We start from the raw sequence: 13,574 nt of genomic DNA, 5'->3' as shown, positions 1-13,574 counted from the left end.
GTAGATTTAATATTTCTAAAGAGGAAAATTGTTACGTATGTTGGAAATAAAATATTCGGACCAAGGTTAACAAGGAAGTATCCTTCTCTAAACTTATTTGTGTATTTTATCTTTACGGCACCATATTATTTAAATAAATTACTTCTGTTGTTCCTTTATCCAATTAATTAATTAATGAAGGATAAGGAACTGCTAAGATACGACAATTTATTTATAACATGGCAACTCCGGTGCTATACTCAAACTAAAGATGCAGTAGAGCGTCCACTGAAGTATTGAATCGATAATTGAAGGAGCACCTATGACCACAGCCTTAATAGTCGACGATGAAGAACATGCACGTCGTATGCTCGAACTTTTTTTGAGGAATATGGATGTTGAAGTGATTGGCCAATCAAGCAATGGGTTTGATGCGATTCATCAATTGAAGCAGATGAGTCCGGATGTTCTGTTTCTTGATATCGAGATGCCTGAGATGAATGGGCTGGAGCTTGCGGAGCTAGTTCGAAATGAGAACAGTGATGTACATATCGTGTTCGTAACAGCGTATGATCAATATGCTATTGCGGCTTTTGAACATGCTGCGATGGATTATTTACTCAAGCCGATAGATCCAGACAGATTGGCGAAGACAGTTGCAAGAATAAGAAAAGAGAGCGAGCGTACTATATCTGCGATCTCGAAGGAACCAAGCAAGGGAGATGGAGAAGGGGCACCTAATCTACTGATCCAGCTATTCGGTTCTTTTGCCGCGAGTGTGGATGGAGGCCAGCAGTTGAAGTGGAGGACCTCGAAAGAGAAAGAGCTGTTCGCTTTCCTAGCTAATCAAGAAGATAAGCGAATCCATCGTGATCGTATTATTGAATGTTTATGGTCAGAAGAGAGTTATGAGAAGGCTAAGATATATTTGCACACCTGCATCAGTCTCCTGAGGAAGAACCTGAAACTGATTGGTCTTACAGGCATTGTCCAGTATGAGAATGGAAGCTACTATCTGCAACCAGAGCGGATAACGGTAGATGTGAGGATGTTCCGGAAGCGGATCAAGGAGCTTAAACAAGTGGCCAATCCTGATCCCGTGGATATTGAAGAGACTTTAGCATATCAGGTGTATCCATTCTTGCAGAATGATCTGTATGCATGGGCTGAACCCGAAGCTAAAGCACTTGAGAATGCGGCATATGCATGGAAACTCAGCTTGGGTGAAATTTATCTGCAAAAGCTAGATTATGATAAAGCCGTAGATACGGCAAACTCTGTAATTGATAGTTTTCCATATGATGAAGAAGCGTATCGTCTGTTGATGAAAAGCTATTCCGAACTTGGCAAAAACAATCAGGTTCATACCGTCTATCGCAATCTAGAGAGTAAATTGGAGGAATTGCAAGTTCGTCCATCGGCACAATCTCGCAATCTTTATGAGAAAATCTGCAAATAAAGCCATAGCTACATACTATTTAATGTTTGAGGTCCATGATCTAATAAGATGGACCTCTATGTCATTCCACTATATTTCACCAATATCCCCTGATTTATGATATTTTTCGTTATAATAGATGGTAAATTGATTCGTGCGTATATACATTGTTATTCGAAATTAGTAACAGACACAAAGACAAGGAAAATGCATCTAACTTCGATTTCACACGTAATATGTGTTATGTCCTAAATTTACTTGTAAATCGCTTTTGAATCGCTGTACTACGAATGGATGATGTATCGAACGCGTGGGGGAGGTGTATGTTGCTTGAATGGCTCGAAATCCTTGAAGCTGCTCTTACTTGTTGCTGGCGTTGCAGCTCTTAATATTGTGATGTTGTCACCGGGTCTGCTAGGTGTAGAGATCGGAGGGGGAAATGCTCTCCAGACCGCTCTTGGGGTCACGGTGTTGTTTATGAGTCTTTTGATTCTGCTGTATGGCAGTTATGTTCTATTGTTGAAACGGCCTACGATCGTCATAGCTCCAGTTAGGGATCTGAAATCGCGTGAGGATTACATAGCTGCAATTCACGGGTATCGCAATGTGAAGGTATTAAAGAATGATATTGCGCTAGCTTTGGAGCAATTAGATCGTATCGAGAAGAAGAAGCTGACGCTATTAAATGTGCTTAGGCAGCGATTTAATGAGGGGGAACTGAGCTATCGAAAATTCTATTCGGTCATTATAGAGGTCGAGAAGCTCTTTTATCTGAATATCACAGGAATTCTGAATAAGCTGGGCGTCTTTACGGCTTCTGACTTTGCAAATATGGCTACTCAGCACCGATCTACACAGCGGTCTACCAATGTAATGAAGAAAAAAACAGAGCTATACGACCAGTACCTGGCTGCTGTAGCGGGATATCTTGACGGTAACGAGGAAATTTTGCTGAAGCTGGACCAGTTATTATTGGAGATATCTCGGCTGGGGAGTACCGATTATAACGACGTTGAAGAAATGCCTTGCATGAAGGAAATTGATTTATTGATTAATCAGACTAAATTATATAAGCAATAAGAAAGGGGATAGGCATGGGTAAAGGTAAAGCATTTTTTGTGTTAGCGACAATTGCAGTGGTTGTCTTTATCATCGTATATGCAGGGGTCAACCTTACGTCTAATTTAGGCAAAAGCAAGACCGAGATAAGCTCAGAGGATGCAGCCAAGAAGCTGAATAAAGTATACGGTAATATTTCAGTAACGACGGCTGAACCAGTCAAGGGGCAGATCGACCTCGATCCGGTAGCGATTGGAGATTCACTTCCGGATATTTCGAAATATCCAATTTCTGTGCAGAACACAACAGATAGCTTCGTAGAGATTTTCTCCTCTCCAGAGAAAGCAGGAAGCGGCATTGATGGATGGTTAAATGAAGTCGCAGAAGAATTCAATAAGTCGAATACGACGGTGAATGGTATGCCCGTTTCTGTGAAGATTCGCAATATCGCATCAGGAACAGCGAAAGATTACATAATCTCAGGTAAATATGTACCCGATGCATTCACCCCTTCCAATGAGCTGTGGGGAGAGATGGTGAAAGAGAGTGGGGCCAGCATCGAGCTTGTATCCAAGCGACTTACCGGTAATGTGACCGGTGTAGTCACCAAGAAGGCTAAATACGATGAACTTATTAAAAAGTATGGGTCTCTAAATCTCAAGACTCTTACGGATGCAATTGCCGCGAATGAGCTGGCTATGGGTTATACCGATCCTTTTGCAAGTTCAACGGGTCTAAACTTCCTTGTAACCGCCCTTCGTACATTTGATAGCAGCGATATGCTTGGCGAGAAGGCGGTGCAAGAATTCGAGAAATTCCAGGCGAATGTACCTTTTATTGCGTCCACAACAATACAGATGCGTGATGCAGCGAAATCGGGAATGCTAGATGCTTTCGTTCTGGAGTATCAGACTTTTGTGAACGCGGCAGATTTGAAGAGTGGTTATGTGTTCACTCCTTTTGGTGTAAGGCACGATAGCCCGCTGTATGCTGTTGGGAATGTCCCTCAAGAAAAGAAGGATATCATTAAGGCATTTGCCGAGTTTGTCGAGCAGGAGAAATATCAGAGTCTAGCGGAGAAAAAAGGCTTCAATGGACTTAACGACTATCAATCCGAGATGGATGCCATTGAGAGCAGCCTTTTGCCTTCGGCTCAGAAGCTGTGGAAAGAGAAGAAGGACGGCAATAAACCAGTTGCGGCGGTGTTTGTAGCGGATGTATCCGGAAGTATGGATGGTGAGCCGCTCAACCGTTTGAAGGAATCATTATTAACGGGGCAAAAGTACCTCGGCAGGGACAACAGCATTGGCTTCGTCTCCTACTCTGACAGTGTGTCGATCAATCTTCCCATTGCAAAATATGATACGAATCAGCAATCCATGTTCGTTGGAGCGATTAACAGTCTACAGGCGAGTGGAGGCACAGCTACATTTGATGGCATAGTCGTTGCGATGAAAATGCTTCAGGATGAGATTGCGTTAAATCCGGATGTGAAGCCGATTATTTTTGTCCTTAGTGATGGGGAGACGAATAAAGGGCATTCACTTGATGATATCAGAGGGTTGATTGAGTCCTACAAAATCCCGGTGTATACGATTGGATATAACGCAGATATTCAAGCGCTTCAAAGCATATCCAGTATTAATGAAGCAGCGAGTATTAATGCAGATACAGATGATGTGGTCTATAAGATCGGTCAATTGCTTAATGTTCAGATGTAGATGTAATTCACTATACAACACTTAAGGAGGGGTTGCGGTTGTCATTTACCATGGAGGTTATTAGTGAGGAAAAGATTAAGACAGCTATTGAAGAACAGATAAAGCCAGAGCCTGAAGAGGTTAGACAATTAAAGGAACTTGCAGCTAACAATGTACAGACCATCATCGAACTCGATATGGATTCATTAGAGAAGCGGAAGCAGGTTCTGCAATCGATTGATAGTTTCGGCATGAACACGATGAGGTCTTCCTCAGAGAAGAATTCCCTGCTGCAAGTATCTGTCGGCAATCTTTCCAAGACGGGCGATGAGGGCGGTCAGGTTGCAAAAGGGCTGACAGAGCTGCAGCTCCAATTGAAGGATTTAGATCCGAGTCTCGTGGATTTTGCCAAAAGCGGTTTCCTAGGCAAGTTCTTTAATCCGCTGCGGAGTTACTTTGCTAAGTATCAGAAGGCCGATGCAGTTATCTCCGATATTATTGTTTCCTTAGATAAGGGCAAAACCGTACTGAGAAACGACAATACAACCCTTGAGATCGAACAACAGACACTTCGGGATCTCACCAAAAAACTTCAGAAGGAAATTCAACTTGGGATGCTCATGGATACAGAGATCGAATCCCAGATTGAAGCTGCTAAAGCGCGCCAGGAATCTGAAGATAAAATTAGGTTCATAACAGAAGAAGTGCTGTTTCCACTGCGTCAGCGTGTCATGGACCTGCAGCAAATGCTGGTCGTGAATCAACAGGGCATCATGGCCATTGAAGTTGTCATGCGGAACAACAAAGAACTGATCAGAGGCGTGGACCGGGCCAGAAATGTAACGGTATCTGCTCTGAAGATCTCGGTGACCGTGGCGAGCGCGCTGTATAACCAGCGAATCGTTCTGAAGAAGATTGAGCTACTCAATCAAACGACAGACAATTTAATAAGCGGGACTTCAAGAATGCTGAAGGATCAGGGTGCCGCGATTCATAAGCAGTCACTTGAGACAAGTGTGTCGGTGGACACCTTGAAGCAAGCCTTCACAGATGTGTTATCCGCACTGGATTCAATCAGCACTTACAAGCAGGAAGCTCTGCCTAAAATGCGTGACACCATTCTTGAGTTTAGAGAGCTGGCGGATAACGGAGAGCAGCAGATTCACCGGTTGGAGAGAGGTCAGCAGTTAGGTTTATAGAGGGAAGGGACACCCCAGGGTTGGGGTGTCCCTTCTTTGTATACATTTGCGGATGGTATGCGTAACAATTGTTCTTAGTTTTCGTTAGTATTGTCATCTGCTGTATTTTTTGTTTTTTCATTTAATAGTTTCTTTAAATCAAAAACTTCTTTTTTTAGATGATCAACTTCAGATTTCAATCCTGAATTTTTAAGAACAGCGCTAACGATAAGGTATATTATTAAGTAGTTAGCAGCCATTATTATCAAGAGCATAATGAGTTCTGGCACTCCCTGTACAGCCAGTTGCATAAAAAATCCCCTTTCTAAAAAAGATGGTGGGAATTAGAAGATGATACAAGGTGACTTTGTGCAATGGGAAGTTATCTTCTATTTTGTAACACCAGATCCCTCAGGCCTTCCGGATTAAATTCAAGCGATGTGCATTCGGCATACTTTTAATAACAACCGGACAGAGAGTTCGCTATTTACTAAAATTCACCCATTATTGGGTAACATGCGGACTCAGAATCCGTTATTCGCTCAATCAGATCTAAATCGGCTTGTTATATAGGTAATAACGACTCTCCTGTCCGCTTACATACACAAAATGATAAAAACAGAGAAATAACGGAATGTGAGTCCGCAAACCGCCAACCGCAAACCGCGAACCGCGAACCGCGAACCGCAAGTGGTCCTTTACCCATTCATATAGGAGAGGGCTAGGTTTTTGCGATATTGGCTCGGGCTTACTCCTTCTGCGCGCCTGAAGGCGCGGCTTAGCTGGCTTTGATCCTCATAGCCGATCCGCTCGGCAATTTCCCGAAGGCTTAATGTGTTGTTCAGCAGCATCTGTTTCGCAAAATCGATCCGACTCCGTCTGACAAACTCCATGGGTGCAGTGCCTAGCGTCTCCAGGAATAGATGGCTTAACTGGCTAACACTGATATGAACATGATCTGCAAGCTCTTGTAAGTGAAGAGGCTGATCCAGTCGTTCTCTTACATAATCACATACCTTCATTACACGGTGGTCGAAGCGAAGTGGTTCATCGGGAAGCATGTGCCGGACGGTAGTCATCCACTGCTGAATCCAGCGATAGATAAGTCCTTGTAGTCCGCAATAATGTATGGGGATATCCGTATGAAGCAGATATGTATTCGTTCCTTCGTTATCATGATGTGAGGCCTTCGCCTCGACAAGCTCACCTAAATGATCAAATTCCTCTACGAGTATGTTCCAATTCGCAATCCACTTATCTAGCCGATCCGATGGCTCTAATCTCACTACAGTGGGGAGCCCGTATAACGAAACGAGATCCATACTGCAAATCTTCAGGTCAGCACAGAAGGATAGGTAGTGAATACGGTCTTCAGAATCGCGAGGAATCAGCTCGAATTGGGTATTGGGAGGACACATAATCAGATCTCCACGGGTAGCCCAACGCTGTTCCCCATTAATCTCGATCTGGAGTTCTCCATCTAATACAAGCCATATCAGGGTGTAAGGCACACGCATATGGCTCACGTAAAAGCTTGTATGTTTGTTCATATTACGTATCCAGTGAACACGCATAGATAAATAATCGATATGAAATGACTCATTGAGGACAAACACGAAGTAGAGCCCCTTTCATAGAGATATGACGGTCATAAGAAATGTCAAAAAGGCAGTAGTTAGTGCCATAGTAAGACGGTAATCTTGCATGTTAGGATGAGTCTTATAAAGATACACATTCACCTGAAAAGGAGTTTCTTTATGCAAAAACCTAATATGATATACATTATAACGGATGATCTAGGTTATGGCGATTTAAGCTGTTACGGGGCTCAGCAGTTCGCAACACCTCATATTGACCGATTGGCGGAAGAAGGAAGAAGGTATACGGATGCCCATGCATCTTCTGCTGTATGTACGCCGTCTAGGTACGGTGTTATGACAGGCAGATATTGCTGGAGAGGCAAGATTAAGAGTGGTGTTCTTCACGGGCACGACGCATCTATTATAGAAAAGGGGCGCAAGACACTGCCCTCATACCTGAAAGAGCACGGATATGAAACCGCTTGCATTGGGAAGTGGCATTTAGGCATGGATTGGGCAAAAGTAAACGACTCACCTGAGAGATTTGATTATAGTCAGCCGATTCAAAATGGCCCTGTGTCATGTGGGTTTGATTATTACTTCGGGATATCCGCTTCCCTTGATATGCCGCCGTATTCTTTTATCGAGAATGATCGTACCGTTGGAATACCGAGTATCCCAAAAGACCCTGAGGATTTCAGTCAGCGAGGGCGCGGTGGGTTGATGGTTCCGGGGTGGAAGGATGAAGATGTTCATCCAGTGTTGACACAAAAGGCACTTGAATTCATTGAACAAACTACGGGAGTAGATCCGTTCTTTCTCTATCTACCTTTAACGGGTCCCCATACGCCATGGAGTCCGAGTGAATCCTTCCAAGGTAAGAGCGGAATTGGACCTAGAGGTGACTTAATACTGGAAATTGATGATACGGTCGGACGCTTAGTGAGCTTACTAGAAGACAAAGGCATTCGAGATAATACGCTGATCGTCTTTACAAGTGATAATGGACCTGATCCATTCCGTGAGGAAATTACGGTTCACGGTCATGATTCTGCTGGAAATCTGCGTGGTCAGAAAGCAGACATCTGGGAAGGGGGGCACCGTGTTCCCTTTATCGTAAGCTGGCCTGGATATATTCCCCGAGGAACGACTAGCGAGGAGCTTATCTGCCTGACTGATTGGATGGCAACATGCGCATCGATTCTGGAGGACGAATTGCCTGACAATGCGGGAGAGGACAGTATCGATATGCTTCCAGATCTGCTTGGGCAGGTACTCGGTAGTCCACTTCGAGAATCCGTCATACTCCAGTCTCTTGATGGGATGCTTGCTCTTCGCCGGGGGGATTGGAAGTATATCCGAGGAGCTGGTGGAGGTGGATTCGACCAGAAGACACGTAGCATTATTGGTATTCCGCATACACCAGACCGGGAAGTGAAACCAGAAGATCCACAGGAGCAGCTTTATGATATAAGGGATGACATTCGCGAAGCAGTGAATCAATGTAACAAGTATCCTGTGCTAGTGAGCGAGATGAGGTCTGAGCTAGAGAGGCTTGTGGAAGCAGGACGAACAAGGCCTGTACGGTCGGCGAGAGCATAATGACCCCGTACCACACTTATAAGGTTCTATATATGGAAGTGATAATACGAAAGTAGAGTTACATATAAGGGGCGAGAATATGAAGAATCCATCAAGTCCAAAACGCAAGCCGAATGTTGTTTTCATGATTGCAGATGATCACCGTGAGGAGGCCATAGGTGCATTCGGCAATGAAGTAATTTCTACACCCGTACTCGACGCACTGGCATCTGAAGGAACGTCATTTGGAAATACACATATTTTTGGTGGCCTAACTGGAGCAGTGTGTGCACCTAGCCGTGCTTGCGTAAATTCAGGCATGTCTGTCTTTAATGCGATGATCGGCAGAGATGTGATGTCTTGGGATCATAGCGTGATTATACGGCCAGATGTCCAGCTTATGCCGCAAACGCTGCGAGAGGCAGGCTATCATACACACGCAATCGGAAAATGGCACAATGATAAAGGTAGCTTTGCCCGTAGTTTTGATGGTGGAGATAAGCTATTCTTTCACGGCATGAGTGAGCATACGGAGGTCCCGGTTCAGGATTTTGATCCTGATGGGAAATACCTAATGGAGAGGCAGTATGTAGAGAATACCTTTTCAACCGAGTTGTTCACGGACGCGGCTGTACGTTTTATAGAAGACTATCAGAAGGAAGAACCGTTTTATCTGTACATGGCATATACAGCGCCTCACGATCCTAGAACTTCACCTGAGCCTTATGCGAGCATGTACGATCCGAAGGATATTCCGCTACCTTACAATTATAAGGAGGAGCATCCTTTTGATACGGGAGATATGACGGTTAGAGATGAGCACTTGGCAGCACTCCCTAGGAACGAAGATGAAATTCGTCAACATATTGCTGATTATTATGGGATCATTACTCATCTGGACACCGAGATTGGCCGTGTGGTTGCAGCACTGAAGGCGAAAGGGATCTACGACGATACCATTATTGTGTATACGGCTGATCATGGTATTGCAATCGGGCAGCATGGTTTGATGGGTAAGCAGAATATGTATGAGCATAGTGTGCGGATTCCGCTTATTGTTAAAGGACCAGAAGTGCAAGCTGGAAAAAGAGAGTTAGCTCCAGTCAGCAACATCGATATTTTTCCGACGCTTATGGAGTTGTGTGGTGTTCCGACCCCACCGGAAGTCGAAGGAATCAGCATGGTGCCAAGCTTGATTGGAGACAACAACGCTAACTTGCGCCGTGTCGTATGCTCTGTATACCGCGATGTCCAGCGTATGGTGACCGATGGAAGATGGAAGCTCATACGGTATTACTATTCTCCGGCTACAGATACAGGCGTTACTCGTCTGCAACTATTTGATCTAGAGAATGACCCATGGGAGACGAAAGATTTGTCAGCAGAGGATGCATATAGAGAAGTCTTGGAGCGACTTGCCGGTGAATTAGCGGCATGGATGCGCAGCCATAACGATATTTTGCAGGATGAGCCTGTACTACTTGGACAATGAGGATAAAGGAGACGACGAACATGAAACAACCGAATATTGTATTTATTATGTCCGATGACCATGCTGCTCATGCGATGAGCTGTTATGGAAGTAAGGTGAACACAACACCGAATATTGATCGCATTGCGAATGAGGGTGTTCGTTTCGATAACTGCTTTTGTACGAACTCCATTTGTTCTCCGAGCAGAGCTGCTATTTTGACAGGAAAGTATAATCATTTAAATGGTGTAAAGTCCATTGATGAACATTTCGATGGGAGACAGATGACATTTCCGAAGCTACTTCAAGAAGGTGGCTATCAGACAGCTATGGTTGGCAAATGGCATTTAGGACACGGCGGGGATGCAGACCCTACGGGCTTTGATTATTGGAATGTTATTGTGGGACAAGGCGATTATTATGATCCGACATTTATCGAGATGGGGGAAGAGAAGCAGTATAGCGGCTATGTTACCAATCTAATTACAGATCATTGTCTAGACTGGCTTGGGAAGCGGGATGAGAGCAAGCCGTTCATGTTAATGTGCCATCATAAAGCGCCGCACCGACCATGGGTGCCGGATGAGAAGCATAAGCAAATGTATGAGGATGTGGATATTCCTGAGCCAGAGACCTTCAATGATGATTACGCAACTCGCTCACAAGCAGCGGTTGAAGCCAATATGCGGATTGAGGATATGCTGGAAAGTGACACAAAAGGGAAGCCGCCGGAAGGCCTGACGAAATTAGAGGAGAAAAAATGGAAGTACCAGCGTTATATGAAGGATTATCTGCGCTGCGTTGCGTCCATTGATGATAATGTCGGCAGGTTGCTCGATTATCTGGATCGTGAAGGGTTGGCTGAGGATACAATCGTTATTTATACATCAGATCAGGGCTTCTTCCTCGGTGATCATGGTTGGTTCGATAAAAGGTTTATGTATGAGGAATCACTTCGGATGCCGTTCGTCGTGAAGTATCCTCGCTCCATTAAACCGGGTACCGTAACAGATGCGATGAGTCTGAATGTGGATTTTGCCCAGACATTCCTCGACTATGCTGGTGTTCAAGCACCTCCTGATATGCAGGGATATAGCTTGCGTAGCGTCTTAGAGGGCGAAACACCGGATGGATGGCGAACATCGATGTATTATCGGTACTGGATGCACCTTGACGATCATCATAATGTTTATTCGCATTACGGCATACGGACGCATCAATATAAGCTAATCTATTATTATGCGGAAGCACTAGGTACTGCAGGTTCTAGGGATGAAAACAGACCCCCGGAATGGGAATTGTTTGATCTTACGCAGGATTACTGCGAGATGAACAATGTGTATGGAAATCCTGACTATGCGGAGATCACGGCTCAGTTAAAAGAAGAACTTGCCGCACTGCAAAGAGAAGTACTGGATGAACCGGTGAAGCAGATTGATTAAAGAGAGATTCGGTACGAAGGCGTAGAGACATTTCACGGTAACATAAAAAAGGCGACCTCATATGGGTCGCCTTTAAATATATAGTAGGTGGCGCGGTAGACTTAACTTCTGCTTTCTACCTCTCGTTGAAAGGCAACAATCCATTCGCCTTGAACTGCCGCATAACCGGAATCTCCTTCAACCACGAGACCGTACAAATTCTTCACATCTAAATATTCATTGCGTTCACCATTCTCGAACTCTAAGGTGATGTAGTAATACGTTTTGGATGAATTGTGAGAATGCATCATGTCATGATTGTGGTGATGATTCGTATGATTACGAACCTCCATCCGTTTGGAAACAACTTTAGCATATATGGATTCTTGGGGTGAGGTGGCATTCTTGACATGGCGTGCACCACTGGAGATGAGCCCGACAATAACAATGACGAATACAATAACAATGAGAATGGGAACAAGCGTAAACATGAAATCAAATCCTCCACCGAAAGATGGTCCTGGGGAAAGCATGCTGCAATTCCTCCTGTCATTTATCTAATTGGATAATCTATATTGTTTATATGTACGGTGAAATAGATCATTATGTTTCAAAATATGAGAAAAAAGGGAATGTAACTATTTACATAATAAATCGACATAAAGGACGGTTTAGTCGTGTTTTTTTGACATGGCATGTACCATCTGCGATAATATAGTAAATAACACCGAGGAAATGAACATATTTCGGTGTTGATTAACGGAGTATGTGCTTATTATCACATGCGAATAAAGACGTAAGAGTAAAAAAAGAGATCTCCTCGAAAGGAAATCTCTAATTTCTAAACGTCGATTAATTCCATAATCCTGCTTTTTCTAACTTTTTCTTACCATTGAATGCTACGATAAGTAGGACTACGTTAACGATGAGCATAACTGCAATGGCGTAAAGTACAGGCGTATAAGAACCTGTCGCGTCAAACACATATCCATACACTGGCAGAGCAACAACAGATGCAACAGCCAAGCCTAGAGCGATGTTCGCATAAATCTGACTGTATTCTTTATTACCGAATAGAGCAGATGTAAGCAAAGGACCTAAGGTACCGATGGATGCAACAACAAATCCGAAGATAACCATAGCAATGGAGAACATCGTTGGGTTCTTAGCAGATGTTAATAACATAACTACTGGAACTAATCCAAGCACCATCGCAAAGATTGCTGTGTTTCTCGCGCCGATTTTGTCGGTCAAGAATCCGAAAGCCAAAGCACCAATTAGTGCACCAAACATCCAGCCTGCCATCGCATTACCTGCGAACGTTCCACTGTAACCTAATTCTTTGGTTGCGTAAGTTGGAATGTGCTGAGCAATACAGCCAACAGCAGTAATGAAGAAGAAGAATACAATGAGTGCATAGAATGCAGATGATTTTTTAGCTGCTTTGAGTGTAACTCCTGTTTCTAGTGCAGGTGTTTTAGCCGCTGCATCATCATTGCTAACTTCATCAGCACCATAAGGCTGCAAGCCCTTCTCTTTTGGAGACATTCTTAGGGTAAAGAATATAACTGGGATAATGATTGCCATGACACCCAATCCAATAATGAAATACGTGTGTCTCCAGCCTTGGCTAATAATTAAGTTACCAACGATCGGTTGAAGTACAGCACCTAATCCGCCGGATACAGCCATCATAATACCAATCATTAGACCTTTGTTCTTCTTAAACCAATTGTTGATTAGTACAGGGCCTGCCATTTGGGTCAAGAATACGGCACCAATAGCCATAGGAATGGAGAACAAGTACCAGCCCCATACGGAATTCATGAAACCGAACATAGCAAATGAACCAGCTTGCAGTACAGCTGCAATAATTAATACCGTACGTATATTGTATTTAGCCATTAATTTACCAGCGATAGGTAAGAACACCATGGTGACTATGGCAGCAATACTGAAATAGATCGTCAAACTTCCCATTTTAATACCTAAATCTTCGGTAATTGGTGGTAGGAACAATCCGCCAGAACTGTTTAGACCGCCTCTTGTTAGACCAACCATAATGGAAACGCCGATGAGTATCCACCAAGCCCAGTGGAATTTCTTCTTGTTGTTATTCATGTTAACTCCTCAATTCGCCCGAAAGGGCATTATATAATATAAACTT

Annotated in this window: 11 protein-coding genes; 7 read left to right on the top strand and 4 right to left on the bottom strand. The window is 43.8% G+C overall.

Annotation, left to right across the window (positions count from 1 at the left end):
* Nucleotides 1–301 precede the first annotated feature (301 nt).
* From AC3WJJ_RS17695 to AC3WJJ_RS17680, 4 genes are all read left to right on the top strand, one after another.
* A complete protein-coding gene (locus AC3WJJ_RS17695) occupies nt 302–1,438 on the top strand; it encodes a response regulator (RefSeq protein ID WP_492542722.1) in 1,137 nt (378 codons plus the stop codon).
* A gap of 309 nt (nt 1,439–1,747) precedes the next feature.
* Complete coding sequence (locus AC3WJJ_RS17690) at nt 1,748–2,497, top strand: hypothetical protein (RefSeq protein WP_492542720.1); 750 nt, start codon at nt 1,748–1,750, stop codon at nt 2,495–2,497.
* Nucleotides 2,498–2,511: 14 nt separating this feature from the next.
* The gene (locus tag AC3WJJ_RS17685; protein WP_492542719.1) at nt 2,512–4,197 is read left to right on the top strand and encodes a vWA domain-containing protein; all 1,686 of its coding nucleotides are present in this window, start codon (nt 2,512–2,514) and stop codon (nt 4,195–4,197) included.
* Nucleotides 4,198–4,235: 38 nt separating this feature from the next.
* Complete coding sequence (locus AC3WJJ_RS17680; protein ID WP_492542717.1) at nt 4,236–5,375, top strand: toxic anion resistance protein; 1,140 nt, start codon at nt 4,236–4,238, stop codon at nt 5,373–5,375.
* A gap of 74 nt (nt 5,376–5,449) precedes the next feature.
* On the opposite strand, the gene AC3WJJ_RS17675 is transcribed toward AC3WJJ_RS17680, so the two are convergent.
* Nucleotides 5,450–5,665: a hypothetical protein gene (locus tag AC3WJJ_RS17675; RefSeq protein ID WP_492542715.1), complete on the bottom strand. Its 216-nt coding sequence runs from the start codon at nt 5,663–5,665 to the stop codon at nt 5,450–5,452.
* Nucleotides 5,666–6,052: 387 nt separating this feature from the next.
* On the bottom strand, nt 6,053–6,904 hold the full coding sequence (locus AC3WJJ_RS17670) for a helix-turn-helix domain-containing protein (protein ID WP_492542713.1): 852 nt from the start codon (nt 6,902–6,904) through the stop codon (nt 6,053–6,055).
* A 207-nt stretch (nt 6,905–7,111) separates the two neighbouring features.
* Here AC3WJJ_RS17670 and AC3WJJ_RS17665 point away from each other — a divergent pair, with 207 nt between their 5' ends.
* The 3 genes from AC3WJJ_RS17665 (at nt 7,112) to AC3WJJ_RS17655 (ending at nt 11,428) form a co-directional block, all read left to right on the top strand.
* Nucleotides 7,112–8,536: a sulfatase family protein gene (locus tag AC3WJJ_RS17665; protein ID WP_492542711.1), complete on the top strand. Its 1,425-nt coding sequence runs from the start codon at nt 7,112–7,114 to the stop codon at nt 8,534–8,536.
* Between the two features lie 79 nt (nt 8,537–8,615).
* Nucleotides 8,616–10,007 (top strand): sulfatase family protein, encoded by a 1,392-nt coding sequence (locus tag AC3WJJ_RS17660; RefSeq protein ID WP_492542709.1) that lies wholly within the window; start codon nt 8,616–8,618, stop codon nt 10,005–10,007.
* 20 nt (nt 10,008–10,027) lie between these two features.
* Nucleotides 10,028–11,428: a sulfatase family protein gene (locus tag AC3WJJ_RS17655; RefSeq protein WP_492542708.1), complete on the top strand. Its 1,401-nt coding sequence runs from the start codon at nt 10,028–10,030 to the stop codon at nt 11,426–11,428.
* Nucleotides 11,429–11,529: 101 nt separating this feature from the next.
* On the opposite strand, the gene AC3WJJ_RS17650 is transcribed toward AC3WJJ_RS17655, so the two are convergent.
* Together AC3WJJ_RS17650 and AC3WJJ_RS17645 are read right to left on the bottom strand one after the other, a co-directional pair.
* Nucleotides 11,530–11,940, bottom strand: a complete 411-nt coding sequence (locus tag AC3WJJ_RS17650) for a DUF2500 domain-containing protein (protein ID WP_492542706.1) — start codon at nt 11,938–11,940, stop codon at nt 11,530–11,532.
* 319 nt (nt 11,941–12,259) lie between these two features.
* Nucleotides 12,260–13,528, bottom strand: coding sequence for an MFS transporter (locus AC3WJJ_RS17645; RefSeq protein ID WP_492542704.1), 1,269 nt, complete (start codon nt 13,526–13,528; stop codon nt 12,260–12,262).
* Nucleotides 13,529–13,574 lie beyond the last annotated feature (46 nt).

The organism is Paenibacillus sp. FW507-14B1B (assembly GCF_058781425.1).
The sequence above is the reverse complement of the archived record's forward strand: the minus strand, read 5'-3'. Positions and strand labels throughout refer to the sequence as shown.

Excerpts from the sequence above, each read along its gene's own strand:
- AC3WJJ_RS17645 (WP_492542704.1), bottom strand. The coding sequence starts at position 13,528 with ATGAATAACAACAAGAAGAAATTCCACTGGGCTTGGTGGATACTCATC.
- AC3WJJ_RS17665 (WP_492542711.1), top strand. The coding sequence starts at position 7,112 with ATGCAAAAACCTAATATGATATACATTATAACGGATGATCTAGGTTAT.
- AC3WJJ_RS17655 (WP_492542708.1), top strand. The coding sequence starts at position 10,028 with ATGAAACAACCGAATATTGTATTTATTATGTCCGATGACCATGCTGCT.
- AC3WJJ_RS17695 (WP_492542722.1), top strand. The coding sequence starts at position 302 with ATGACCACAGCCTTAATAGTCGACGATGAAGAACATGCACGTCGTATG.
- AC3WJJ_RS17685 (WP_492542719.1), top strand. The coding sequence starts at position 2,512 with ATGGGTAAAGGTAAAGCATTTTTTGTGTTAGCGACAATTGCAGTGGTT.
- AC3WJJ_RS17650 (WP_492542706.1), bottom strand. The coding sequence starts at position 11,940 with ATGCTTTCCCCAGGACCATCTTTCGGTGGAGGATTTGATTTCATGTTT.
- AC3WJJ_RS17670 (WP_492542713.1), bottom strand. The coding sequence starts at position 6,904 with ATGAACAAACATACAAGCTTTTACGTGAGCCATATGCGTGTGCCTTAC.
- AC3WJJ_RS17675 (WP_492542715.1), bottom strand. The coding sequence starts at position 5,665 with ATGCAACTGGCTGTACAGGGAGTGCCAGAACTCATTATGCTCTTGATA.
- AC3WJJ_RS17660 (WP_492542709.1), top strand. The coding sequence starts at position 8,616 with ATGAAGAATCCATCAAGTCCAAAACGCAAGCCGAATGTTGTTTTCATG.